At 65.4% G+C, this 25,727-nt stretch carries 22 protein-coding genes and 3 tRNA genes; 23 read left to right on the forward strand and 2 right to left on the reverse strand.

Annotated features, from left to right (window positions below; translation table 11 throughout):
- Both RSA25_RS10620 and RSA25_RS10625 read right to left on the reverse strand, forming a co-directional pair.
- The coding region (locus tag RSA25_RS10620; protein WP_332808858.1) for a polysaccharide deacetylase family protein at positions 1–480 on the reverse strand (480 nt) is incomplete at its 3' end.
- Positions 467–1,771: a glycosyltransferase family 4 protein gene (locus tag RSA25_RS10625; RefSeq protein ID WP_332808859.1), complete on the reverse strand. Its 1,305-nt coding sequence runs from the start codon at positions 1,769–1,771 to the stop codon at positions 467–469. The genes RSA25_RS10620 and RSA25_RS10625, both read right to left, overlap by 14 nt.
- A 194-nt stretch (positions 1,772–1,965) precedes the next feature.
- Between RSA25_RS10625 and RSA25_RS10630 the strand changes: the two genes are divergently transcribed.
- The 23 genes from RSA25_RS10630 to infB all read left to right on the forward strand — a co-directional run.
- Positions 1,966–2,901 carry a 2-oxoglutarate and iron-dependent oxygenase domain-containing protein gene (locus RSA25_RS10630; protein WP_332808860.1) on the forward strand — a complete coding sequence of 312 codons (936 nt, stop codon included), beginning with the start codon at positions 1,966–1,968 and terminating at the stop codon, positions 2,899–2,901.
- A gap of 225 nt (positions 2,902–3,126) precedes the next feature.
- Positions 3,127–3,882: a triose-phosphate isomerase gene (gene tpiA, locus RSA25_RS10635; protein ID WP_332808861.1), complete on the forward strand. Its 756-nt coding sequence runs from the start codon at positions 3,127–3,129 to the stop codon at positions 3,880–3,882.
- A 56-nt stretch (positions 3,883–3,938) separates the two neighbouring features.
- Positions 3,939–4,379, forward strand: coding sequence for a preprotein translocase subunit SecG (gene secG, locus RSA25_RS10640; RefSeq protein WP_332808862.1), 441 nt, complete (start codon positions 3,939–3,941; stop codon positions 4,377–4,379).
- A 64-nt stretch (positions 4,380–4,443) separates the two neighbouring features.
- Positions 4,444–4,528, forward strand: a tRNA-Leu gene (locus RSA25_RS10645).
- A 113-nt stretch (positions 4,529–4,641) separates the two neighbouring features.
- Positions 4,642–4,998 (forward strand): NADH-quinone oxidoreductase subunit A, encoded by a 357-nt coding sequence (locus tag RSA25_RS10650; protein WP_038691968.1) that lies wholly within the window; start codon positions 4,642–4,644, stop codon positions 4,996–4,998.
- On the forward strand, positions 4,989–5,543 hold the full coding sequence (locus tag RSA25_RS10655; protein WP_259205588.1) for an NADH-quinone oxidoreductase subunit B: 555 nt from the start codon (positions 4,989–4,991) through the stop codon (positions 5,541–5,543). The genes RSA25_RS10650 and RSA25_RS10655 overlap by 10 nt, the downstream gene beginning before the upstream one ends.
- 32 nt (positions 5,544–5,575) lie before the next feature.
- Positions 5,576–6,328 (forward strand): NADH-quinone oxidoreductase subunit C, encoded by a 753-nt coding sequence (locus RSA25_RS10660; protein WP_332808863.1) that lies wholly within the window; start codon positions 5,576–5,578, stop codon positions 6,326–6,328.
- A gap of 89 nt (positions 6,329–6,417) precedes the next feature.
- The gene (locus tag RSA25_RS10665) at positions 6,418–7,647 is read left to right on the forward strand and encodes an NADH-quinone oxidoreductase subunit D (RefSeq protein WP_332808878.1); all 1,230 of its coding nucleotides are present in this window, start codon (positions 6,418–6,420) and stop codon (positions 7,645–7,647) included.
- Positions 7,648–7,741: 94 nt separating this feature from the next.
- Positions 7,742–8,269, forward strand: coding sequence for an NADH-quinone oxidoreductase subunit NuoE (gene nuoE, locus RSA25_RS10670; protein ID WP_070207226.1), 528 nt, complete (start codon positions 7,742–7,744; stop codon positions 8,267–8,269).
- Positions 8,270–8,272: 3 nt separating this feature from the next.
- Positions 8,273–9,613, forward strand: coding sequence for an NADH-quinone oxidoreductase subunit NuoF (gene nuoF / locus RSA25_RS10675; RefSeq protein WP_332808864.1), 1,341 nt, complete (start codon positions 8,273–8,275; stop codon positions 9,611–9,613).
- Positions 9,610–11,844 carry an NADH-quinone oxidoreductase subunit NuoG gene (nuoG, locus tag RSA25_RS10680; protein ID WP_332808865.1) on the forward strand — a complete coding sequence of 745 codons (2,235 nt, stop codon included), beginning with the start codon at positions 9,610–9,612 and terminating at the stop codon, positions 11,842–11,844. Before nuoF ends, nuoG begins: the two co-directional genes overlap by 4 nt.
- On the forward strand, positions 11,841–12,932 hold the full coding sequence (nuoH, locus tag RSA25_RS10685) for an NADH-quinone oxidoreductase subunit NuoH (RefSeq protein WP_332808866.1): 1,092 nt from the start codon (positions 11,841–11,843) through the stop codon (positions 12,930–12,932). The genes nuoG and nuoH overlap by 4 nt, the downstream gene beginning before the upstream one ends.
- Before the next feature lie 3 nt (positions 12,933–12,935).
- Entirely contained in the window at positions 12,936–13,424 is a 489-nt protein-coding gene (gene nuoI / locus RSA25_RS10690; protein WP_038687244.1) for an NADH-quinone oxidoreductase subunit NuoI, read from the forward strand.
- Positions 13,425–13,430: 6 nt separating this feature from the next.
- On the forward strand, positions 13,431–14,090 hold the full coding sequence (locus RSA25_RS10695) for an NADH-quinone oxidoreductase subunit J (protein ID WP_332808867.1): 660 nt from the start codon (positions 13,431–13,433) through the stop codon (positions 14,088–14,090).
- The gene (gene nuoK, locus RSA25_RS10700) at positions 14,087–14,392 is read left to right on the forward strand and encodes an NADH-quinone oxidoreductase subunit NuoK (RefSeq protein WP_017355932.1); all 306 of its coding nucleotides are present in this window, start codon (positions 14,087–14,089) and stop codon (positions 14,390–14,392) included. The genes RSA25_RS10695 and nuoK overlap by 4 nt, the downstream gene beginning before the upstream one ends.
- Positions 14,393–14,399: 7 nt before the next feature.
- On the forward strand, positions 14,400–16,604 hold the full coding sequence (nuoL, locus tag RSA25_RS10705; RefSeq protein WP_332808868.1) for an NADH-quinone oxidoreductase subunit L: 2,205 nt from the start codon (positions 14,400–14,402) through the stop codon (positions 16,602–16,604).
- Between the two features lie 23 nt (positions 16,605–16,627).
- Positions 16,628–18,136 (forward strand): NADH-quinone oxidoreductase subunit M, encoded by a 1,509-nt coding sequence (locus tag RSA25_RS10710; RefSeq protein WP_332808869.1) that lies wholly within the window; start codon positions 16,628–16,630, stop codon positions 18,134–18,136.
- Between the two features lie 36 nt (positions 18,137–18,172).
- A complete protein-coding gene (nuoN, locus tag RSA25_RS10715; RefSeq protein WP_332808870.1) occupies positions 18,173–19,633 on the forward strand; it encodes an NADH-quinone oxidoreductase subunit NuoN in 1,461 nt (486 codons plus the stop codon).
- Between the two features lie 126 nt (positions 19,634–19,759).
- A tRNA-Met gene (locus tag RSA25_RS10720) sits at positions 19,760–19,836 on the forward strand.
- Positions 19,837–20,010: 174 nt separating this feature from the next.
- Positions 20,011–20,087: transfer RNA gene (locus RSA25_RS10725), tRNA-Met, on the forward strand.
- A 1,271-nt stretch (positions 20,088–21,358) separates the two neighbouring features.
- The gene (rimP, locus tag RSA25_RS10730) at positions 21,359–21,949 is read left to right on the forward strand and encodes a ribosome maturation factor RimP (protein ID WP_332808871.1); all 591 of its coding nucleotides are present in this window, start codon (positions 21,359–21,361) and stop codon (positions 21,947–21,949) included.
- 4 nt (positions 21,950–21,953) lie between these two features.
- Positions 21,954–23,465: a transcription termination factor NusA gene (gene nusA, locus RSA25_RS10735; protein WP_332808872.1), complete on the forward strand. Its 1,512-nt coding sequence runs from the start codon at positions 21,954–21,956 to the stop codon at positions 23,463–23,465.
- 95 nt (positions 23,466–23,560) lie between these two features.
- The coding region (gene infB, locus RSA25_RS10740) for a translation initiation factor IF-2 (protein WP_332808873.1) at positions 23,561–25,727 on the forward strand (2,167 nt) is incomplete at its 3' end.

Below are 25,727 nucleotides of genomic sequence, written 5' to 3' on the forward strand. Positions count from 1 at the left end.
GGTATGGGTGTGGCAATGCACCTCGAACGTACCGGCCTCGATCATCGCGCGCGCCTCGCTCCAGCGCATCATCACATCGTCGGCGCGGTCTTCGCGCAGGATCGCCGCCTCGCAGCCGCGATGGTCCGGCGTCGCCGGCAGCGCCGCTCCTGCCTGGCCCGCATGTGCGCGCACCGGGCCTTCGCCCATCCAGCCGGTCACCACGAACACCACCGCGTGCATCCCGTATTTCTGCAGGATCGGGTGCGCGTACACCCAGTTGTCCAGGTAGCCGTCATCGAAGGTGATCACGATCGACTTGCGCGGCACCGGCTCGCCCGCCAGGAAGCCGGCGTACTGCGCCAGCGTCAGCGACGTCCAGCCGTGGCGGGCCAGCCACGCGATCTGGCTTTCGAAATTCTCCGGCGACACCGTGATCATGCCCGGCGACGGGCTCACGTGGTGGTGCATCAATACCGGCACGGATCTAGCGTTGGCCATGGCCCAGTTCCTTCAACCACTGGTGGTAATAGTGTTCGGTCGCTTCGGTATGCCCGGACGGGGTGAAGCGTTGTGCGCTGCGCATCCATTCCCAGCCGGCGCGGCCCATGCGCTGGCGCAGTGCCGGGTTCTCCACCAGCGCCTGCAGCGCCTCGGTCAGGGCCGGGCGGTCGCCGAGCGGGGCGAGGATAGCATTGCTGCCTTCCAGCACCATTTCCGGCACCCCGCCCACGCGCGTGGCCACGATCGGCACGCCCACGTGCGCCGCTTCCAGGAACACCGTGCCCGCCGCTTCCTTGTGCGTGGCCAGCGCGAACACGTCGAAGCCGGCCATCAACCGGCACGCGCCGTGCCGATACCCCAGCAGGTGCACCTGCGATGCCACGCCCAGCTCGCGGCGCAGCGCTACCAGCCTGTCCATCACCGGCTGGCCGTCGCCCACGATCACCAGGTGCAGGTCGGGGTGCTGCCGGCACAGCGGGGCGATCGCCTGCAGCAGGTCCAGGTGGCCCTTCGGCTCGCGCAATACCGCCACGCAGCCCACCACCACCTGCGCCTGATCAAAGCCCAGCTCGGCCCGCACCTGCGCGCGCGTGTCCTGCACGCACTGCCACGGATCCGCGCTGTCGATCTGCGACCACTGCGGCGGCACCGCGATCGGCGGCACGATGCCGATCCGCGTGTTGTCCACCCCGCGCGACACCAGCAGCTGCTTGACATAGCTGCTCACGGTCATCACCCGGTGTGGCAGGCCGGTATAGGTCAGCAGCGAATTGATCGGGCTCATCAGGTGGCGCGAGCGCACCACCAGCGGGGCGCCGGCCAGCCGCGCGCCGGCGGCGGCGATCAGGCTGTCGCGCCGGCTGGTGGTGTTGACCACGTCGAAGCCCTGCCGCGCCACCAGCCGCTTCACCGACCAGATCCCGCGCATCAGGCGGAGCAGGCCGCCCATCTTCAGCCAGTGCACGGTGAAGCCCGCCTCGCGCGCCAGCTCGCCCAGGCGCGCCCCGGGCTGGCACAGCAGCGACACGTCGTGCCCGCGGTCGCGCATGGCCAGCATGTGGCGGTAGATGTAGATCTCCTGGCCGCCAAATCCCTTGGCCGCTTCGGCGTGCAGGATCTTGAGCGGGGCCAGCGCGGGCGCGGCATTCAGGGCCGAACGGGGGCCGGGCGCGGTGTCGCCATCGGCATCGGCCTGCGTCGCCGGCGCAGGCGCCGTCCCGCTGCGGGCCACGTGATCGGGCGCCGGGCGGGCGAAGGGCAGGGCAACGCGGGGGTGGAAAGCATCCATGGGAGCGGCTCGGGTGGCACGAAGGGCAGGGGACGTGGCGGTGGCTGCGTCGTCGACCCGTCCAGGCGGAGGCGGGCGGCGCATTGTATCGGTTTGTATCTTTGTGTCGGCAGTACCGTTCGTCCGATCTGGCACAATGTTCAGCCGGGCCACCGTGATGGCCCGGGCCCCACCCGAACTAGCCAGGAACCGCTGTGAGCCAGATCCCGACCCTCGACATCACCCGTTTCGACAGTGACCGCGACGCGTTCGTCGCCGAACTGGGCGCGGCCTACCGCGAATGGGGATTCGCCGGCATCCGCAACCACGGCATCCCGCAGGCCGACATCGACGGCGCCTACGAGGTCTTCAAGGCCTTCTTCGCGCTGCCGGAAGAGACCAAGCGCAAGTACCACGTGCCCGGCAGCGGCGGCGCGCGCGGCTACACGGCCTTCGGCGTGGAGACGGCCAAGGGTTCCCAGCACTTCGACCTGAAGGAGTTCTGGCACATCGGCCGCGAGATCCCGGACGACTCCCGCTACCGTGACGTGATGGCCCCGAACCTGTGGCCGAGCGAGGTCCCGCACTTCCGCGAGCGCGGCTATGGCCTGTACCAGGCGCTGGACGAGCTGGGCTCGCGGGTGCTGTCGGCCCTGGCCCTTCACATCGGGCTGCCGGAAACCTTCTTCGCCGACAAGACCAACAACGGCAACTCGATCCTGCGTCCGATCCACTACCCGCCGATCACCGCGGTGGACATCCCCAACGTGCGCGCCGGCGCGCATGGCGACATCAACTTCATCACCCTGCTGGTGGGCGCGAGCGCGGCCGGGCTGGAAGTGCAGGCGCACGATGGCAAGTGGGTGCCGTTCACGTCCGACGCGGACACCATCGTGGTGAACATCGGCGACATGCTGCAGCGCCTGACCAACCACGTGTATCCCTCCACGATCCACCGGGTGGTCAATCCCCCGGGCGAGCAGGCCCGCCAGCCGCGCTACTCGGTGCCGTTCTTCCTGCACCCCAATCCGGACTACCTGATCGACGTGCTGCCGACCTGCATCACCCCGGAAAACCCGAGCCGCTACCCGGAGCCGATCACGGCCCACGGCTTCCTGGAAGAGCGCCTGCGCGAAATCAAGCTGAAGTAAGTGATCCCACCGGGATGACGGAAGGCCGCCGCAAGGCGGCCTTCCGTCATCCCGGCAGGTACCGAGCGCTGGTCGGGATGCGCTTCGGCCTTCCCCTGCCGCCCCCATCCAGCCGTCGCGGTACAGCCCGCACGCAATATCCATTTGAAATGTAAGCGTTTTCGCAGCCACGCCGCTTCGTTACATCCGGTATCATGGGCGGCTGATACCCAATGGAGCATCGCCATGCGCCGCAAGATCGTCGCCGGTAACTGGAAGCTGCACGGCAGCCGCCAATTCGCCACGGACCTGGTCAGCGACCTCGTCGCCAGCCTCCCGCGTGACGGCGTCGACGTGGTGATCCTGCCGCCGTTGCCGTACCTGGGCGAGCTGGTCGAGGCCTTCGAAGGCCGCGCCATCGCCTTCGGCTCCCAGGACGTCAGCTCCAATGAGAAGGGCGCCTACACCGGTGAGGTCTCCGCCGCCATGCTGGCCGAAGTCGGTGCCCGCTACGGCCTGGTCGGCCACTCCGAGCGTCGCCAGTACCACAGTGAAAGCAGCGAACTGGTCGCCCGCAAGTTCGCCGCCGCCCTGCATGCCGGCCTGGTGCCGGTGCTGTGCGTCGGGGAGACCCTCGAGCAGCGCGAGGCCGGCCAGACCGAGCAGGTCATCGCCGCCCAGCTTGCCCCGGTCCTGGCCCTGGTCGGCCCGGCCGGCTTCCAGCATGCCGTGGTTGCCTACGAGCCGGTCTGGGCCATCGGCACCGGCCGCACCGCCTCCAAGGAGCAGGCCCAGCAGGTCCATGCGTTCATCCGTGGCGAAGTGGCCAAGCTGGATGCTAGAATCGCCGATTCGTTGCCGATCCTGTACGGCGGCAGCGTGAAGCCCGACAACGCAGGGGAACTGTTCGCGCAGCCCGATGTCGATGGTGGGCTGGTGGGCGGCGCCTCCCTGGTGGCCGCGGACTTCCTGGCCATCGCCGATGCGGCGGCCGGGCGCTAATTAGTAATGTTGCCGGCCCCTTTCGCCGGCACGACATGTCCGAGGACGGATTCGAAATGCTGATGTTGATCCTCAATGTGGTCTACGTGCTGGTGGCGGTTGCCATGATTGCGCTCATCCTGATGCAGCGTGGCTCCGGTGCCGCCGCAGGCTCGGGTTTCGGCGCCGGCGCCTCGGGGACCGTGTTCGGCGCGCGTGGCGCGTCCAACTTCCTGTCCAAGTCGACCAAGTGGCTGGCCGTGGTGTTCTTCGGCATCAGCCTCTTCATGGCCTGGTATGCCAGCCATGGTTCGCGTCCGGCCACCGGTCAGGACCTCGGCCTCATGTCGGCCCCGGACGCCTCGGCTCCGGCCGCGCCCGCCGGCGAGCTGCCGGCCGTGCCGAAGGCCCCGGAAAGCCCTGTCCAGCAGCCGGTTCCGCAGGCAACTGTGCCGGCTCAGGCGGAAACGCCGAAATCGGGTGAAGAAAAGCCTTCCGAAGGCACCCAGACTCGCTGAAGACGGTTACAATATGCGGCGCACTGAGGGAATCCGATAGGGAATCCCCTCGGTGCGAACGTAAGCCCAGGTGGCGGAATTGGTAGACGCACTACCTTGAGGTGGTAGCGACTTAGGTCGTAGGGGTTCGAGTCCCCTCTTGGGCACCATTTTGTTTGTAAGCGGGTTCGTCTGGCGCGCAAAGCGCCAGGTAGCGGTATCCGTCCACTCCCCCATGCCAACACGCCTGCAGGCGTCGCGGCAGAGGCAAGAGAGAATCGCTGTGCTGGCCGAATATTTGCCGTCTCTGCTGTTTCTGATCGTTGCCACCGGTATCGGCGTCTCGCTGATGCTGGTCGGCCGATTCCTCGGTCCACGACGTCCTGATCTGAAAAAGCTCTCGCCGTACGAATGCGGCTTCGAGGCTTTCGAGGACGCGCGCATGAAGTTCGATGTGCGCTACTACCTGATCGCGATCCAGTTCATCGTATTTGACTTGGAAATCATCTTCATCGTGCCGTGGACCCAGGTCTTCATGGAACTGGGCGCACGTTCGCTGGTCACGATGGGCCTCTTCGTGGGCATGCTTTTCCTCGGTTTCATTTACGTCTGGAAGAAGGGAGCGCTGGAATGGGAGTGATTCAGACGCTCGACGGCCTGATGAACAACCCGGTCCCGGAAGGGCGGGTCGATGACATCCTGCGCCCCGAAGGCGACAACCCGCTGCTGGAAAAGGGGTACCTGACCACCAGCGTCGATGCGTTGTTGAACTGGGCGCGTACCGGCTCGATGTGGCCCATGACCTTCGGTCTGGCCTGCTGCGCCGTCGAAATGATGCATGCCGGCGCCGCGCGCCTGGACCTTGACCGTTACGGCGTGGTGTTCCGCCCGTCGCCGCGTCAGTCCGACGTGATGATCGTGGCCGGCACCCTGGTCAACAAGATGGCCCCGGCGCTGCGCAAGGTCTACGACCAGATGCCGGACCCCAAGTGGGTCATCTCCATGGGCAGCTGCGCCAACGGTGGCGGCTACTACCACTACTCCTATGCAGTGGTGCGTGGCTGTGACCGCGTGGTGCCGGTGGACGTCTACGTCCCGGGCTGCCCGCCAACCGCCGAAGCGCTGGTGTACGGGATCCTGCAGCTGCAGAAGAAGATCTGGCGTACGCAGACCATCGCCCGCTGACATTCCTCCTGACAAGAGCACGCCAAGCCCCCATGGCAGAGCAAGCACCTTCCTTCATCGACCGACTCTCCGCACGTTTTGCTGGTGCGCAGGTCTTCGTGGTCGAACCCCGCGGCGAAGTGACGCTGGAAGTGCCCGCCGCTGACTGGCATGCCACCGCCGTGGCGCTGCGCGACGAATTCGGTTTCGAGCAGTCCGTGGACCTGTGCGGCCTGGATTACCTCGGCTACGGCAGCGACGAATGGGATACGGCCGATGTGTCGTCCCAGGGCTTCAGCCGTGGCGTCGAGGGCAAGTCCGTCGGCCGTTTCGCGTGGGGCGAGTTCCCCACCCGCGAAACCAGCGACGGCGCCCAGCCGCAGCCGATCCCGCTGCAGCGTTTTGCCGTGGTCGCCCAGCTGCGCTCCTACCAGCACAACCTCACCATGCGCATCCGCTGCTTTGCGCCCAATGAGGAACTGCCGGTGGTCGCCTCGCTGACCGACGTCTGGCCGGGCCTGAACTGGTTCGAGCGCGAGGCGTTCGACCTGTATGGCGTGATCTTCCAGGGCCATCCGGACCTGCGCCGGATCCTGACCGACTACGGTTTCGTCGGCCATCCGTTCCGCAAGGACTTCCCGCTGATCGGCAACGTCGAAGTGCGTTACGACGAAGAGAAGAAGCGCGTGGTGTACGAGCCGGTCACCTCGGTCGAGCCGCGCGTCGGCGTGCCGCGCGTCATCCGTGACGACGCCCGTTTCCAGACCGCTGCCGGCGAAAGCGCGCAGACGGAGGCCGTAAAGTGAGTGCTGATCTGAGCAAGCGTGAACCCCAGGCCCACCAGGCCTTTGCGAGCAACCCGGCCGAACTGCGCCAGGAAATCCGCAACTACACGATGAACTTCGGTCCCCAGCATCCGGCCGCGCACGGCGTGCTGCGCCTGATCCTGGAGATGGACGGCGAAACCATCATGCGTGCTGACCCGCACGTGGGCCTGCTGCACCGGGGCACCGAGAAGCTGGCCGAGTCCAAGCCGTTCAACCAGTCGATCGGTTACATGGATCGCCTGGACTACGTGTCGATGATGTGCAACGAGCACGCCTACGTGCGCGCGATCGAGACCCTGATGGGGATCGAGGCGCCCGAGCGTGCGCAGTACATCCGCACCATGTTCGACGAAATCACCCGCATCCTGAACCACCTGATGTGGCTGGGCTCCAACGCGCTCGATCTGGGCGCGATGGCGGTCATGCTGTATGCCTTCCGCGAGCGCGAAGAGCTGATGGACTGCTACGAAGCGGTCTCCGGCGCGCGCATGCACGCCGCGTACTACCGTCCGGGCGGCGTCTACCGCGACCTGCCGGACCGCATGCCCAAGTACAAGGAATCGCGCTGGCACAAGGGCAATGCCCTGAAGAACCTCAACGCCTCGCGCGAGGGTTCGCTGCTGGACTTCCTGGAGAACTTCACCGTCGAGTTCCCCAAGCGCGTGGATGAGTATGAAACCCTGCTCACCGACAACCGCATCTGGAAGCAGCGTACCGTCGGCATCGGCGTGGTCACCCCCGAACTGGCGCACGCCTGGGGCATGACCGGGGTGATGCTGCGCGGCTCGGGCATTGCCTGGGACCTGCGCAAGAAGCAGCCGTACGCCAAGTACGACGCCGTCGATTTCGACATCCCGCTGGGCAAGGAAGGCGATTGCTACGATCGTTACCTGTGCCGCGTGGCCGAAATGCGCGAGTCCAACCGCATCATCAAGCAGTGCGTGGCGTGGCTGAAGGCCAACCCGGGCCCGGTGATGGTCAAGAACTTCAAGGTCGCCCCGCCCAGCCGCGAGGACATGAAGGACGACATGGAAGCGCTGATCCATCACTTCAAGCTGTTCAGTGAAGGCTACTGCGTGCCGGCCGGCGAAACCTATTCGGCGGTGGAAGCGCCCAAGGGCGAGTTTGGCTGCTACCTGATGTCCGATGGCGCCAACAAGCCGTTCCGCGTGCACCTGCGCGCGCCGGGCTTCGCCCATCTGTCCTCGATCGACTCGGTGGTGCGCGGCCACATGCTGGCCGACGTGGTCGCCATGATCGGTACCTATGACCTGGTGTTTGGTGAGGTGGATCGATGATCGCCTCTGCCAGCACGACGCCTGACACCCGCCGGCAGCTGCCGGCGATGCAGGTTCTGGTTTCCCATGATTCTGCATTTGTTGAGGTCGGCCGATGAAGGCGACAGGTAATTTCGAGGCGGCGCGCGACGTCGACCCGATGGTGGTGCTGAGCGACAAGACCCGCGCGCACATCGATCACTGGCTGTCCAAGTTCCCGCCGGACCGCAAGCGTTCGGCGGTGCTGCAGGGGCTGCACGCCGCACAGGAACAGAACGCAGGCTGGCTGACCGACGAGTTGATCGCCGGCGTGGCCAAGTACCTGGACCTGCCGCCGGTGTGGGCCTACGAGGTCGCCAGCTTCTACTCGATGTTCGAGCTGGAGAAGGTGGGCCGCCACAACGTGGCCTTCTGCACCAACATCAGCTGCTGGTTGAACGGTGCCGAGGACCTGGTCGCGCACGCCGAGAAGAAGCTCGGCTGCAAGACCGGCCAGTCCACCGCCGATGGCCGCATCTACCTCAAGCGTGAAGAAGAATGCCTGGCCGGTTGCGCCGGTGCGCCGATGATGGTCATCAATGGCCATTACCACGAGCGCCTGACCGTCGAGAAAGTCGACGAGCTGCTGGACGGGTTGGAGTAAGACATGGCACATCATCACGCACCCAGTGGTCCGGTCGGTCCCGCGCCGTTGCCGCACCAGGTGGTCTACACCACCCTGCATTACGACACCCCGTGGTCGTATGAAAGCTACCTCAAGACCGGTGGCTACGCCGCCCTGCGCAAGATCCTCGAAGAGAAGATCTCGCCGGAGCAGGTCATCGAAATGGTCAAGCAGTCCAACCTGCGCGGCCGCGGTGGCGCCGGCTTCCCGACCGGCCTGAAGTGGTCCTTCATGCCCAAGGGCAGCATGCAGAAGTACATCCTCTGCAACTCGGATGAATCCGAGCCGGGCACCTGCAAGGACCGCGACATCCTGCGCTACAACCCGCACTCGGTCGTGGAAGGCATGGCGATCGCCTGCTACGCCACCGGCTCGACCGTGGGCTACAACTACCTGCGCGGTGAGTTCCACCACGAGCCCTTCGAGAACTTCGAGCAGGCCCTGGCCGACGCGTACGCGAACGGCTGGCTGGGCAAGGACATCCTCGGCAGCGGCGTGGACATCGACATCTACGGTGCGCTGGGCGCCGGCGCCTACATCTGCGGCGAAGAAACCGCGCTGATGGAGTCGCTGGAAGGCAAGAAGGGCCAGCCGCGCTACAAGCCGCCGTTCCCGGCCAACTTCGGCCTGTACGGCAAGCCGTCGACGATCAACAACACCGAGACCTATGCCTCGGTGCCGGCGATCATCCGCAACGGCCCGGAGTGGTTCGCCGGCCTGAGCCTGACCAAGAACGGCGGCCCGAAGATCTTCTCGGTCTCCGGCTGCGTGCAGCAGGGCGGCAACTTCGAAGTGCCGCTGGGCACCACCTTCGACGAGCTGCTGGAAATGGCCGGTGGCCTCAAGCCGGGCCGCACCCTCAAGGGTGCCGTGCCGGGCGGTGTGTCGATGCCGGTGCTGAAGGCCGAAGAGCTCAAGGGCCTGCAGATGGACTACGACACCCTGCGTGCCCTGGGCACCGGGCTGGGGTCGGGCGCCATCGTGGTGCTCGATGACAGCGTGTGCTGCGTCAAGTTCGCCTGCCGCATCAGCCAGTTCTTCCACAAGGAATCCTGTGGCCAGTGCACCCCGTGCCGTGAAGGCACCGGCTGGATGCACCGCGTGCTCGAGCGCATCGTCGCCGGCAAGGCGACCATGGAAGACCTGCACCAGTTGAAGGCAGTGGCCGGCCAGATCGAAGGCCACACCATCTGCGCGTTCGGTGAAGCGGCGGCATGGCCCATCCAGGGCTTCCTGCGCCAGTTCTGGGACGAATTCGAGTACTACATCGTCAACGGTCATTCGATGGTTGACGGCAAGAAGGTGGAGGCAGCCGCTGCATGAGCGCGCAACCCGTAAATCCGAGCGTGCCACCGGACCACGTCACCGTCGAGATCGACGGCCAGGCGCTGGTCGTGCCCAAGGGCTCGATGATCATCCAGGCCGCCGACAAGGCCGGCATTCCGATTCCGCGCTTCTGCTACCACGAGAAGCTGCCGATCGCGGCCAACTGCCGCATGTGCCTGGTCGACGTGGAAAAGTCGCCCAAGCCGGCGCCGGCCTGCGCCACGCCGGTCATGGATGGCATGAAGGTCGCCACCCGCAGTGAGAAGGCGCTGAAGTTCCAGCGCTCGGTGATGGAATTCCTGCTGATCAACCATCCGCTGGACTGCCCGATCTGCGATCAGGGCGGCGAGTGCGAACTGCAGGACGTCTCGCTGGGTTATGGCCGTTCGGTCAGCCGCTTCAACGAGCGCAAGCGCGTGGTGCCCGACGAGGACATCGGTCCGCTGGTGGCCACCGAAATGACCCGCTGCATCCAGTGCACCCGCTGCGTCCGCTTCACCGCCGACGTCGCCGGTACCTACGAGCTGGGTGGCATGTACCGCGGTGAAAACCTGCAGATCGGCACCTACGACGGCAAGCCGCTGACTACCGAGCTGTCGGGCAACGTCGTGGACGTGTGCCCGGTCGGTGCGCTGACCAACAAGGTGTTCCAGTTCCGCGCCCGTCCGTGGGAACTGACCGCGCGCGAATCGCTGGGCTACCACGACGCGATGGGCTCCAACCTGTTCCTGCACGTGCGTCGCGGCGAAGTGCTGCGCGCGGTGCCGCGCGACAACGAGTCGGTCAACGAGTGCTGGCTGTCCGATCGCGACCGTTACTCGCATCAGGGCCTGTACAGCGAAGACCGCGCGGTCAAGCCGATGCGCAAGGTCAACGGCGAGTGGCAGGAAGTGAGCTGGGCCGAAGGCCTGGCCGCGGCCACCGCGATCCTCAAGGCCAACCAGGGCGAGCACCTGGGCGTGCTGGTGCACCCGGCCACCTCCAACGAGGAAGGCGCGCTGCTGGCCCGCCTGGCCACCGGCCTGGGCTCGACCAACATCGACCACCGCATCAACAACCGCGATTTCTCCGACGCCGCCACCGCCGAGGTCTTCGGCCTGCCGCTGGCCGAGATCGAAGGCGCGGACAGCATCGTCGTGCTCGGCAGCAACATCCGCCACGAGCTGCCGCTGCTGCATGCCCGCCTGCGCAAGGCCCAGACCACGCGCAGCGCGAAGATCCACGCCGTCAATCCGGTGGACTTCGATTTCGCGTTCAAGCTGGCCAGCAAGCAGATCGTGGCCCCGTCGGCCTTCATCGACGCGCTCGGCAATGCCGACCTGCGAGAAGCGGTGAAGGGCGCCAACAACGCCGTGCTGATCGTCGGTGGCATCGCCGAAAACCACCCGCAGGCCGCCGCCATCCGCGCCGCCGCGCGTGATTTCGCCGCCGCGACCGGTGCCAAGCTGTGCCGCATCCCGCAGGGCGCCAATGCGATCGGCCTGTCCCGCGCCGGCGTGCTGCCGGCCGGCAAGGACGTCAATGCCATGCTGGCCCAGCCGCGCAAGGCCTATGCCCTGTACGGCATCGAGCCGGGCCTGGACTTCGCCGACGCCGCCGCTGCCCGCAAGGCGCTGGCCGGTGCCCAGGTGGTGGCCTTCAGCCAGTTCGCCTGTGCCTCCACCCGCGACGTGGCCGACGTGATACTGCCGATCGGCGCACTGCCCGAAGTGGACGCCACCCTGACCAACCTCGATGGTCGCGAGCAGTCGGCGCGTGCCGGCGGCAAGCTGCCGGGCGAGGCGCGTGAAGGCTGGCGCGTGCTGCGTGCCTTGGGCGGCGAGCTGGCCCTGGCCGGCTTCGAGTTCACCGACCTGGCCGGCCTGCGTGCCAGCCTGGCCCCGGTCAGCGTGACCGTGGCGGCCTCGGCGGCAACGCCGGTGGCGGGCGAGGGCCTGGAAGTGGCCTCCACCGCTGCGATCTACCGCACCGATGCGGTGGTCCGTCGCGCCCAGGCCCTGCAGTCGCACCCGCTCAACAACGCCCCGCGCATCGTGCTCAATGCCGACGATGCCGCCCGCCTGCAGTTGGCGGAAGGGCAGATGGCCAAGGTCGGCACCGACGCCGGCCGCGCCACGCTGCCGGTGGTGGTCGACGCCCGCGTCGCCGCGGGTGCGGTCTGGATCGAATCGGGCCACGGTGCAACCGCGCCGCTGGGTGCCGCACGCGTAACGGTGGTGGCTGCATGAACGAATTGCTGTTGAACGCGGTCGACCCGCTGCACCAGTGGCTGCTGTCGCTGGGCGAGATCGGTGCGCTGCTCTGGATCATCCTGAAGATCCTGGTGATCGCCATGCCGGTGATCATCTCGGTGGCCTTCTTCGTGGTCTGGGAGCGCAAGCTGATCGGCTGGATGCACGTCCGCCATGGCCCGATGTACGTGGGCATGGGCATCTTCCAGGCCTTCGCCGACGTCTTCAAGCTGCTGTTCAAGGAAATCATCCAGCCGGCCAGCTCGCACAAGGCGATGTTCATCCTTGCGCCGCTGATCACCCTGGCCCCGGCCTTCGCGGCCTGGTCGGTGATTCCCTTCGACGCCAAGATCGTGCTGTCCAACGCCAATGCCGGCCTGCTGTACCTGCTGGCGATGACCTCGCTGGGCGTGTACGGCATCATCCTGGCCGGCTGGGCGTCCAACTCCAAGTACGCCTTCCTGGGCGCGATGCGCGCCTCGGCGCAGATGATCAGCTACGAAATCGCGATGGGCTTTGCCCTGGTCGGCGTGATGATCGCTTCGGGCAGCTTGAACCTGAGCAGCATCGTGATGGCCCAGGCCGGCAGCTCCGGCTTCTTCGACTGGTTCCTGCTGCCGCTGTTCCCGCTGTTCGTCGTGTACTGGGTCTCCGGCGTGGCCGAAACCAACCGCGCGCCGTTCGACGTGGTGGAAGGCGAGTCGGAAATCGTCGCCGGCCACATGGTCGAGTACTCCGGTGGTGCGTTCGCGCTCTTCTTCCTGGCCGAATACGCCAACATGATCCTGATCAGCTTCCTGATCTCGATCTTCTTCCTCGGCGGCTGGCTGAGCCCGATCCAGGGCTGGGTCACCGCGGACATCTCCCCGTGGATCGACTGGATCTGGAAGGGTGGCTGGCCGTGGCTGCTGCTGAAGGTGTTCTTCTTCGCCAGCGCCTACATCTGGTTCCGAGCCAGCTTCCCGCGCTTCCGTTATGACCAGATCATGCGTCTGGGCTGGAAGGTCTTCATCCCGCTCACCATCGCGTGGATTGCAGTGACGGCGTTGATGGTGTTCTACGGCGTGATCCAGAAGGGCGTCTAAGTGATGAACAGAATTACCCATTACTTCAAAAGCCTGCTCCTGCTCGAGCTGCTCGGCGGTCTGTGGCTGACCCTGAAGTACGCCTTCAAGCCCAAGTACACGCTGATGTACCCGATGGAGAAGTTCCCGCAGTCGCCGCGTTTCCGTGGCCTGCATGCGCTGCGCCGCTATCCCAACGGGGAAGAGCGCTGCATCGCCTGCAAGCTGTGCGAGGCGGTGTGCCCGGCACTGGCGATCACCATCGATTCGGCCAAGCGCGAGGACGGCAGCCGTCGTACCACCCGTTACGACATCGATCTGTTCAAGTGCATCTTCTGCGGCTTCTGCGAAGAAAGCTGCCCGGTGGACTCGATCGTGGAGACCCACATCCTCGAATACCACTTCGAGAATCGTGGCGAGAACATCGTTACCAAGCCGCAGCTGCTGGCCATCGGTGATCGGCTTGAAGCCGAAATCGCCGAGCGTCGCGCCGCCGATGCCGCTTTCCGCTGAGGTTCAATGATGGATTGGGTAAATATCAGTTTCTGGGTCTTCTCCATCGTGGCGGGCATCTCCGCCGCGGCGGTGATCAGCGTGCGCAATCCGGTCTATGCCGTGTTGTGCCTGATCCTGACCTTCTTCTCCGTGGCCTGCATCTGGATCCTGGTCGGCGCCGAATTCCTCGGCGTGGCGCTGGTCCTGGTGTACGTGGGCGCGGTCATGGTGCTGTTCCTGTTCGTGGTGATGATGCTGGACATCGACGCCAGCAACCTGCGCGAGGGCTGGGTGCGCTACCTGCCGATCGGCCTGCTGGTGGCCATCACCATGCTGGTGCAGATGCTGGTGCTGATCGGGGTGAAGGGCAGGGCGGTCAATCCGTTCCCGGCCGACAACGCCGCCGCGCTCGCCGCCGACAGCTCCAACATCACCTGGCTGGCGCGCAGCCTGTTCACTGAATACCTGCTGCCGTTCGAGTTCGCCGCCGTCATCCTGACCGTGGCCGTCGTCGCCGCGGTGATGCTGACCCTGCGCCGCCGCACCGGCCTGAAGACGCAGAACCCGACCGAGCAGACCATGGTCAAGGGCAGCGACCGCCTGCGCGTGGTCAAGATGGACGCCGAAAAGCCGGTGGTCCACACCCTTACCCGGCCGTCCAGCGACGAGGAGGCAACGCCATGATCACCCTCGGCCATATCCTGGCGCTGGGCGCGCTGCTGTTCTGCATCAGCCTTGCCGGCATCTTCCTCAACCGCAAGAACATCATCGTGCTGCTGATGTCCGTCGAGTTGATGCTGCTGTCGGTCAACATCAATTTCGTCGGGTTCTCGCGGGAACTGGGTGATACGGCCGGACAGCTGTTCGTCTTCTTCATCCTGACCGTGGCCGCGGCCGAGGCCGCCATCGGCCTCGCGATCCTGGTAACCCTGTTCCGTAATCGCCGCACCATCAATGTCGGCGAAGTCGACTCGCTGAAGGGCTGATCCGTAGATGGAAATCACTCTCTCCAAGAGTCTGTTGATCGCCGTGGTGCTCGCACCGCTGATCGGCAGCATCATCGCCGGCCTGTTCGGCCGACAGGTCGGTCGCATCGGCGCACAGACGGTCACCCTGCTGGGCGTCGCCGCCAGCTGCATCATGTCCAGCTACGTGCTGTACATGCTGCTGTGGGGCGGGGCGCAGCCGTTCAACCAGAACATCTATACGTTCTTTGAAGTGGGCCAGTATTCGGCGCATGTCGGCTTCATGATCGACAAGCTCACCGCCATGATGATGGTGGTGGTCACCTTCGTGTCGTTCCTGGTGCACGTGTACACCATCGGCTACATGCAGGACGACCCGGGCTACCAGCGCTTCTTCAGCTACATCTCGCTGTTCACCTTCTCCATGCTCACCCTGGTGATGAGCAACAACTTCCTGCAGCTGTTCTTCGGCTGGGAAGCGGTGGGTCTGGTGTCTTACCTGCTGATCGGTTTCTGGTTCAAGCGCCCGACCGCGATCTTCGCCAACATGAAGGCCTTCCTGGTCAACCGCGTGGGCGACTTCGGCTTCATCCTCGGCATCGCCGGCGTGCTGTGGGTGTTCGGCACCCTGGACTACGCCACCGTGTTCGCCAATGCGCCGATCCTGGGCAGCCCGCAGGCACAGCTGCAGGTCTGGTCCGGTGCGATCAACCTGTTCGGCACCTCCTTCCAGGTCTTCGACGCCCCGGTGATCTGGTCGGTGGCCACCATCATCTGCATCTGCCTGTTCATCGGCGCCATGGGCAAGTCGGCCCAGGTGCCGCTGCACGTCTGGCTGCCGGACTCGATGGAAGGCCCGACCCCGATCTCGGCCCTGATCCACGCCGCGACCATGGTGACCGCGGGCATCTTCATGGTCACCCGCATGTCGCCGCTGTTCGAGCTGTCGCAGACCGCGCTGAACTTCGTGCTGTTCATCGGTGCCACCACCGCGTTCTTCACCGGCCTGATCGGCATCGTGCAGAACGACATCAAGCGCGTCGTCGCGTACTCCACGCTGTCCCAGCTGGGCTACATGACCGTGGCGCTGGGCGTGTCGGCCTACTCGGCGGCCGTGTTCCACCTGATGACCCACGCCTTCTTCAAGGCGCTGCTGTTCCTGGGTGCCGGCTCGGTGATCATCGCGATGCACCACGAGCAGGACATGCGCAAGATGGGCGGCCTGCGCAAGTACATGCCGATCACCTTCATCACCATGTGGATCGGCACGCTGGCCCTGGTCGGGACGCCGTTCTTCTCCGGCTTCTATTCCAAAGACACCATCATCGAAGCGGCGCAGCACCACGCGCACGTCTCGCACAGCTGGGTGGCCACCTACGGCTACTGGGCGGTGCTGGGTGGCGTGATCGTGACCAGCTTCTACAGCTTCCGCCTGCTGTTCCTGACCTTCCACGGCAAGGAACGCTTCCGCGACGCGCATGACGACCACGGCCACGGCCATGACGATCACCATGCCAACGCGCATGCAGTCGATGCCCATGCCGCCGACGCCCACCACGGTGACGCGCACCATGACGACCACGGCCATGGCCACGGTCCGCATGAGCCGCACGAAACCCCTTGGGTGGTGACGCTGCCGCTGATCCTGCTGGCGATCCCCTCGATCGTGATCGGTTTCTTCAGCATCGGTCCGATGCTGTACGGCACCGACTGGAAGGGCACGCATGCCGAGCACGCGATCCCGGGCCAGGTCCATTCGTTCTTCACCGGCATCGTCGATTTCTACGACCCCGCGCGCAACACCATCGGTGCGCTGGCCGAAGAATTCCACGGCCCGGTCGCCTTCGCGATCCACGGGATGATGGCCCCGGCCTTCTTCCTCACCGTGGCAGGCTTCCTGCTGGCCGTGCTGTTCTACCTGTGGAAGCCGGAGCTGGCGGGCAAGGCCCGCAAGACCTTCGCGCCGCTGGTGTCGGTGCTGGAGAACAAGTACGGCTTCGACAAGCTCTGGATCGGCGGCTTCGCCGGTGGCGGCATCAAGCTGGGCAAGGTTTCGCGCGCCATCGACACCAATGTGGTCGATGGGGTGGTGGTCAACGGTTCGGCTCGCCTGATCGATCTGGCGGCCAACCTGCTGCGTCGCACCCAATCCGGTTTCCTCTATCACTACGCCTTCGCGATGATCATCGGCCTGATTGCCCTCCTGGGCGTCCTGATGCATTACCTGCGTTGATGACCTGTACGGAATAAGAAGACGTGTCGAACTGGCCTCTACTCAGTGTTCTCATCTGGCTGCCGATCCTCGGCGGTGCCCTGATCCTTGCCATCCGTGACGCCCAAACCGCCCGCTGGGCGTCCCTGGGCGTGGCGGTGCTGACCTTCGTGGCCAGCCTGTCGCTGCTCAGCGGCTACGACGTGGGGAACGACGCGCTGCAGTTCGTCGAAACCCGCGCCTGGATCCCCACCTACAAGATCGGCTACAACCTGGGCGTGGACGGCATCGCGATCGCGCTGATCCTGCTGACCACCCTGGTCTCGGTGCTGGCCCTGATCGGTGCCTGGAGCGCGATCGACAAGCGCGTCAACCAGTACGTGGCCGCCTTCCTGATCCTGGAAGGCGTCACCGTGGGCATCTTCGCGGCGACCGACGCGATGCTGTTCTACGTCTTCTTCGAAGCCATGCTGATCCCGATGTTCCTGATCATCGGTGTCTGGGGTGGTCCGCGTCGCATCTACGCCGCCCTGAAGTTCTTCCTGTACACCTTCCTCGGCTCGGTGCTGATGCTGGTGGCGCTGATCTACCTGTACCTCAAGGGCGGCAGCTTCCAGCTGGCCGACCTGTACCAGCTGCAGCTGTCGGGCAAGGAACAGACCTGGATCTTCTTCGCGTTCCTGATCGCCTTCGCGGTCAAGGTGCCGATGTTCCCGGTCCACACCTGGCTGCCGGACGCCCACGTGGAAGCGCCGACCGCCGGTTCGGTGATCCTGGCCGCCATCGCGCTGAAGATCGGTGGTTACGGCTTCCTGCGCTTCAACCTGCCGATCGTCCCGGACGCCTCGCAGGAATGGGCCTGGCTGGTCATCACCCTGTCGCTGATCGCGGTGATCTACGTCGGCCTGGTCGCGCTGGTGCAGGACGACATGAAGAAGCTGATCGCCTATTCGTCGATCGCGCACATGGGGTTTGTCACCCTGGGCACCTTCATCGCGCTGTGGCTGGTGCGTGACGCCGGCAACGCCGACGCCGCCCGCCTGGGCCTGCAGGGTGCGATGGTGCAGATGGTCTCGCACGGCTTCGTCTCCGGTGCCATGTTCTCCTGCGTGGGCGTGCTGTACGACCGCATGCACAGCCGCCGCATCGCCGATTACGGCGGCGTGGTCAACGTGATGCCGTGGTTTGCCACCTTCGCCATGCTGTTCTTCATGGCCAATGCCGGCCTGCCGGGCACCAGTGGTTTCGTGGGTGAGTTCATGATCATCATGGCCAGCTTCCAGCGTCATCCGGCGCTGGCACTGGGCGCGGCGACCACCCTGGTCATCACCGCGGCCTATACGCTGTGGCTGTACAAGCGCGTGTTCTTCGGTGAAGTGGCCAACGCCCATGTCGCCGAACTGAAGGACATCAACGGTCGCGAGTGGCTGGTGCTGGGTGTATTTGCCGTGGGCACCCTTGCCCTGGGCCTGTACCCCAAGCCGCTGACCGACCTGATGGAGCCCTCGATCGCGAAGCTGGCGATGCAGATCGCATCCAGCAAGCTGCTGTAATCGGGCCGTCGAGAGTATTGATTCCAGGATTTGATGATGACCACCTCGCCGCTGTTGCCACTGACCGCCGCCGACCTGCCGCCGCTCGCCCCCGAGCTGGTGCTGATCGGTAGTGCGTTTGCCCTGTTGATCCTGGATCTTTTCATCAGTGAGAAGAACAAGATCTGGACCCACCTGCTCTCGGTCGCCGCGCTGGCCGTGGTGCTGTTCATGCTCGCCACGGGAGTGGGCGGGCAGGGCGATGTCTTCCACGGCATGTTCGTCCGCGATACCGCGGCGGACGTGATGAAGACCGTGATCGTGCTGTGCAGCGGCCTGACCCTGGTCTACGGCTGGAGCTACCTGCGCGAGCGCAAGCTTTACCAGGGCGAGATCCCGGTGCTGATCCTGTTCGGCACCGCCGGCATGATGATCCTGGTCTCGGCCGGCAGCCTGCTGATGGTCTACCTGGGCCTGGAACTGCTGGCGCTGTGCTCCTACGCGCTGGTGGCCAGCAACCGTGAGAACGGCCTGGCCTCCGAAGCGGCGATGAAGTACATCGTGCTGGGTTCGCTGGCCTCGGGCCTGCTGCTGTATGGCATGTCGCTGATCTACGGCGCCACCGGTTCGCTGCACCTGGACGCGATCCATGCGGCCATCCCGCATTCGGAAGAGCGCGTGCTGCTGCTGACCGGCGCGGTGTTCATGATCGCCGGCGTGGCGTTCAAGCTGGGCGCGGCACCGTTCCACATGTGGCTGCCCGACGTGTACCAGGGCGCCCCGGCGCCGATCGCGCTGTTCATCAGCTCGGCGCCCAAGCTGGCCGCGTTCGGCATGGCCTACCGCCTGCTGGAAGTAGGCGTGGGCCCGCTGTCGGACGAGTGGAAGTACCTGATCGGCGGCCTGGCGGCACTGTCGCTGGTGATCGGCAACCTGATGGCGATCGCGCAGACCAACCTCAAGCGCATGCTGGCCTACTCGACGGTGTCGCACATCGGCTTCCTGCTGCTGGGCATCGCCGGCGGTGGCGAGCAGGGCTACGCGGCGGCGCTGTTCTATGCGCTGAGCTACGCGATCATGTCCACGGCCGGTTTCGGCGCGATCATCGCGCTGTCGCGAAGTGGCTTCGAGGCGGAGAACATCGAGGACTTCAAGGGCCTCAATGCCCGCAACCCGTGGATGGCCGGCCTGGTGCTGTGCATCATGGCGTCGATGGCCGGCATCCCGCCGTTCCTGGGCTTCTGGACCAAGCTGGCGGTGCTGGGCGCGGCGATCAACGGCGGCATGCTGTGGCTGGCGATCCTGGGCGTACTCTGCGCGGTGGTGGGTTGCTTCTACTACCTGCGCGTGATCAAGGTCATGTACTTCGACGAGCCGGTGGGCGAGCCGCTGCCGGCCAACAACGACCGCGTGCTGGGCGTGGTGCTGGGCGTGAACGCCCTGGCGCTGCTGGCCCTGGGCCTGTCGTGGAACCCGATCATGGAGTGGTGCCAGAAGGCATTTGCACATATCGCTTAAAAAACGATACAAAACTGCGCAGATCGTGTAATATTCGTTTCCTGAGTTGTTGATGCAGCGGCTTTGCCAGAAGATCGTTGTGCAGGTGTCAACCCTGGGTTGATCCAACAATTCGACCGTTTATGTTGCGGGGTGGAGCAGTCTGGCAGCTCGTCGGGCTCATAACCCGAAGGTCGCAGGTTCAAATCCTGCCCCCGCTACCATATAACTCCGGTGCAAGCCGGAGGCAGTGCACGGACAAGGCGATGCCGGCAACGGGGTCGCCTTTTTCGTTCCAGGCCAGATCCCTTGCGGGTGAGGCCGCACTGGGGTTCACCGGGTCATTGTTTCAAAGGGGTTGCACGGGATGTAAAACTCCCTTACAATTCCGCTTCTGCTGCGGGGTGGAGCAGTCTGGCAGCTCGTCGGGCTCATAACCCGAAGGTCGCAGGTTCAAATCCTGCCCCCGCTACCACAGAAAATCTGCAGTGCAGATGCAGTAGACGAAAAGGCGATCTCGGCAACGAGGTCGCTTTTTTCGTTAGGGGTGGTGGTTTTTTTCAAGAGCGCAAAGCGCAAAGCGCAAGCAAAGGCCAGGGCAACGGCAACGGCAACGGCAACGGCAACGGCAACGGCAACGGCAACTGCAACTGCCGATTTGCTGGCATCTGGGAGGGCGGGGGCATGGGTAGGGTTTCGGGGGCCGCCCCCAGTACCTCCCGGTTGGGTCGTTTTGCGCCCTCCATGGCGCAAAATCGGCCCCGCAATCCCACCCATGCCAGCGCCTACGTAGAAGGTCGGTGCGCATGCAAAGTCGATCAGGGCTTTTCATCTTTCTCCTCGTCCACTTCTATCAATCTGTCCTTGGTCCTCGTCCTCGTCCTCGTCCTCGTCCTCGTCTTTGTGTGATGTGTCAGATGGGGTGAGTGATCAGGTTGACGGAGGATGGGGTGGGGAGGTGGGGTGTTCGTTGGGTCATGCAGCAGGCATCGGCGCCTTTGCCGCTGTTCCAATGACTGACCGATCGGTATCCAGGTGGCGGGGTGGGTGGGGTGGCGGGACCGTTGCGCCGCATGGATTCGGCGCACCAGCCCCCAAGGATGGGGTCACCGCGTGTCCCGCCCCCCCCCCCAAACCCGCGCCGGGGCCGGGGGACCCATCCCGGCCCCTTGGGGCCCCGGGGGGGGGGGGGGGGGGGGGGGGGGGGACCGTTGCGCCGCATGGATGCGGCGCACGAGCCCCCATGGATGGGTTCACGGCGTGTCCCGCCACCCCGCCCATCCCGGCGCCCTCGACCCGCCCAGCCAACCCAGGCTCCGGCTTGGGCTTTGGCTCCGGCCCTGGCTCTCCGCTCTGGCTCTTGGCTCTTGGCTCTTGGCTCTTGGCTCTTGGCTCCTGGCTGTTCAGGTTCAGCAACAACCCACCCCAACCATTGCACCAGCGCGGTGCAACGGCTATCATCAGCGGCTTAGCGGACTGTCCATACGTATCCCCTTGCGGGATGTGAATGGGCCCGCAACCGGCTTCCAGGAACGGCAACCTGTACCCAGGCCGCCGTGACCCCCTCGGAAGACTGGGCTCGCAGGAACGCACGCCGCGTGTGCTCCTGCTACCGGAATCCAGCATGACCGGAGTTGTACCGGACAAGGGGCCCAGCGGGCCCTTTGTTGTTTCCGGGGCATGTCCAGTAGAGCCCGGCCAGCGCGACTGGCCACCCCGTACCTCTTTCAACGAACAAGGCAGACTGTGAGCGACAAGGCAACCGAAATCGCGAATCTGCTCGCCCCCACCGTTCAGTCGCTGGGTCTCGAGCTGCTGGGCGTGGAGTACCTGACTGCCCCGGGTGGTGCGACGCTGCGCCTTTACATCGACGTGCCGCTGGCCGAACAGCCCGAGCGTATCGTCAACATCGACGACTGCGAGCGCGTCAGCCGAGAAGTGTCCGCCCAGCTGGACGTCGAAGATCCGATCAGCGCCAATTACACGCTGGAAGTATCGTCGCCCGGCGTCGATCGCCCGCTGTTCACTGCCGAGCAGTTCCAGCGCGCCATCGGCGAATCGGCCAAGGTCACGCTGAAGCTGCCGCAGGACGGCCGTCGCCGCCTGCAGGGCGAGATCCTCGCCGTGGATATCGAACAGGGCAACGTCACCTTCAAGGTCGACAACTCCCCGTTCACCGCCGATGTCGAGAATATCGACAAGGCACGCATCATGCCGGACTGGGCCGCCCTCGGCCTGGCTCCGACCAAACCGACTGGCCCGGCACCCAAGCAGGGTGGCAAGGCGAACAAGAAACCATCCAACGAGCCGGCGGCCAAGAAGCCGCGCGCGGAGTGAGCCAATGAGCAAGGAACTTTTGCTGGTAGTGGATGCGGTCGCCAATGAAAAGGGCGTTCCGCGTGAAGTGATCTTCGAGGCCATCGAGGCTGCATTGGCGTCCGCCGCGAAGAAGCGCTACCCCGATGAAGAAGTGCTGGCCCGTGTGTCGATCGACCACAAGGACGGCAACTACGAAACCTTCCGCCGCTGGGAAGTGGTGGCCGATGACGTGGTCATGGAATCGCCCGATCGCCAGATTCGCCTGATGGATGCCATCGACGAAGCCGAAGGCGTGGAAGTCGGCGACTACATCGAAGAACAGATCGAAAACCCGGACTTCGGCCGCATCGCCGCACAGGCCGCCAAGCAGGTGATCGTCCAGCGCGTGCGCGAGGCCGAACGCCAGCAGGTGGTCGATGCGTGGAAGGATCGCGTGGGCGAGCTGGTCACCGGCGTGGTCAAGCGCGCCGAGCGCGGCAACATCTACGTCGACCTCGGCGGCAACGCCGAAGCCTTCATCCCCAAGGACAAGGGCATTCCGCGCGACGTGCTGCGCGCCGGCGACCGCGTCCGCGGCTACCTGGCCGAAGTGCGTTCGGAACCGCGTGGCCCGCAGCTGTTCATCAGCCGCGCCGCCCCGGAATTCATGATCGAACTGTTCAAGCTCGAAGTGCCGGAAGTCGGCCAGGGCCTGGTCGAGATCAAGGCCTGTGCACGTGATCCGGGCGACCGCGCCAAGATCGCCGTGCTGGCCCACGATGCACGTACCGATCCGATCGGTGCCTGCATCGGCATGCGCGGCTCGCGCGTGCAGGCCGTGTCCAACGAGCTCAATGGCGAGCGCGTGGACATCGTGCTGTGGAACGAGAACCCGGCCAACTTCGTCATCAACGCCATGGCGCCTGCCGAAGTGCAGTCGATCATCGTCGATGAGGAAAAGCACTCGATGGACCTGGCCGTCGCCGAAGAGCGCCTGGCCCAGGCGATCGGCAAGGGCGGCCAGAACGTGCGCCTGGCCAGCCGCCTCACCGGGTGGCAGCTCAATGTGATGACCCAGGACCAGGTGACCGCCAAGTCCGAGGCAGAGCAGGGCGTGGCCCGCCAGTTGTTCATGGACAAGCTGGAAGTGGATGAAGAAATCGCCGCCATCCTGGTGACCGAGGGCTTCAACACCGTGGAAGAAATCGCCTACGTCCCGGTCGGCGAACTGCTGGCCGTGGAAGGCTTCGACGAAGACATCGTCGAAGAGCTGCGTGCCCGTGCCCGCGATGCGCTGCTCAACGAGGCGCTGGCGGTGGAAGAGGGTCTGGAAGACGGTTCGCCGTCCGAAGACCTGCTCGCCCTGGAAGGCATGGACGAGGCGACTGCCTACGCCCTGGCCGGCCACGGCGTGCGAACCAGTGAGGACCTGTCGGACCTGGCCGCCGACGAGATCCTCGAGTTCGGCATCGAGGACCTGGACCAGGAGCGCGCCGCCGCCCTGATCCTGGCCGCCCGAGCCGAGGAGATCGCCCGCCTGGAGCGCGGCGAATGAGCCAGCGATGAACAGTGCCCTGACCCGATCAGGGCTTAGACTCCGCGCTGCCTTCGCACGTTTCGAGGGAGCGCCAACCAGATCATAGGATCCGAATGTCGCAGCAAACCACCATCCGCAAGCTTGCCGAACTGGTCAACACCCCGGTCGATAAACTGCTCGTCCAGCTTGCCGAAGCCGGCATGAAGTTCAGCGGTCCCGACCAGGTCGTGACCAGCACCGAGAAGGTGAAGCTCCTGGGCTTCCTTCGTCGTTCGCATGGCAAGACCGAGCAGCCCGTCGAGAGCACCGACGAGGCCGCCAAGAAGATCACCCTCAACCGTCGCAAGTTGCAGGAAGTGACCGTCAGCGCCGGCCGCAGCAAGACCACCGTCAATGTTGAAGTGCGCCAGAAGCGCACCTACACCAAGGACAGCAGTGGCAAGGCGATGACGCCGGATGAGGAGCGCGCCGACATCCTGCGCAAGCTGGAGGAATCCCGCCAGCGCAATCTGGACGAGCAGCGCGCACTGGCCGAGAAGGACCGTGCGCGTGACGAGGAAATCGCACGCAAGCGCCAGGAAGAGGTAGACGCCAAGGCGCGTGCCGAAGCCGAGCGCCAGGCCGCCGAAGCCGCCGCCGAAGCCGCGCGCAATGCGCCGCCGGCCCCGGTTGCCGCCAAGCCGGCTGCCGCCGCCGATGCGCCGGCCCGCGCCGCGCGCCCGTCGGCGCCGTCGTCGGCCCGTCCGGCGCCGCGTTCGGATGACCGCAACTCGAACAACAACAACAACCGTCCGGGCGCCAAGCGCGACGACGAGGGTGGCAACCGCTTCGCCGGCCAGCTGCACCTGTCGGCCGCCGATCGTGCCCGCCGCGGCAACAACAGCAACTCGCGCGGTCGTCCGACCGGGCGCGTGCAGCACGGCGGTCGCCGTGACAGCAACCAGTCGCGCAGTGGCGGCGGTGCCCATGGTTTCGAGCGTCCGGTCGCCCCGATCGTGCGTGATGTGACCATCGGCGATACCGTCACCGTGGCCGACCTGGCCCAGAAGCTGGCCCTGAAGGGCGGCGATGTGGTCAAGGCGCTGTTCAAGATGGGCGTGATGGCCACCATCACCCAGACCATCGACCATGACACCGCAGCGCTGGTGACCGAGGAACTCGGCCACAACGTGATCCGTGCCAACACCAACGACGCCGAAGACGCGCTGCTGGCGCTGGCCGGTGGCAACCAGGGCGAGCAGGTCGCACGTCCGCCGGTGGTCACCATCATGGGCCACGTCGACCACGGCAAGACCTCGCTGCTGGATTACATCCGCCGCACCAAGGTCGCCACGGGCGAGGCCGGTGGCATCACCCAGCACATCGGTGCGTACCACGTTGAAACGCCCAAGGGCGTGATCAGCTTCCTGGATACCCCGGGCCACGCGGCGTTTACGTCCATGCGTGCCCGCGGTGCCAAGCTGACCGACATCGTGGTGCTGGTGGTGGCCGCCGACGACGGCGTCATGCCGCAGACCAAGGAAGCCATCCAGCACGCCCGCTCGGCCGGCGTGCCGCTGATCGTGGCGATCAACAAGATCGACAAGTCCGGCGCCGATCCGATGCGCGTCAAGAACGAGCTGCTCACCGAGCAGGTCGTGTCCGAAGACTTCGGTGGCGACATCCAGATGGTGGAGATCTCGGCCAAGGCGGGCCTGGGCATCGACGACCTGCTGGACGCGATTTCCATCCAGGCCGAACTGCTGGAACTGAAGGCCGTGGCCGATGGCCGCGCCAGCGGCGTGGTCATCGAGTCCTCGCTGGACAAGGGCCGTGGCCCGATCGCCACCGTGCTGGTGCAGCAGGGTTCGCTGAAGAAGGGCGACTACCTGGTCTGCGGTATCCAGTACGGCCGCGTGCGCGCCCTGTTCGACGAAACCGGCAAGCAGCCGGACCAGGCGGGTCCGTCCATCCCGGTGCAGGTGCTGGGTCTGTCCGGCGTGCCCGATGCCGGCGACGACTTCGTGGTCGTCGAGGACGAGCGCCTGGCCAAGGACGTCGCGCAGCAGCGCGAAACCAAGCGCCGTGAATCGCGCCTGGTGCAGTCGGCCGGCAGCCGCATGGAAGACATCATGGCGACCCTGGGCAAGGGCGATGGCCAGCAGGTGCTGAACCTGGTGATCAAGGCCGACGTGCAGGGTTCGGTGCAGGCCCTGAGCCAGGCGCTGGTCGCGCTGTCCAACGAAGACATCCGCATCAACGTGATCCACTCCGGCGTGGGCGGCATCACCGAGTCGGACG

The sequence above is a fragment of the Stenotrophomonas sp. genome, from assembly GCF_036662295.1.
In the GTDB taxonomy this organism is placed as follows: Bacteria; Pseudomonadota; Gammaproteobacteria; order Xanthomonadales; family Xanthomonadaceae; genus Stenotrophomonas.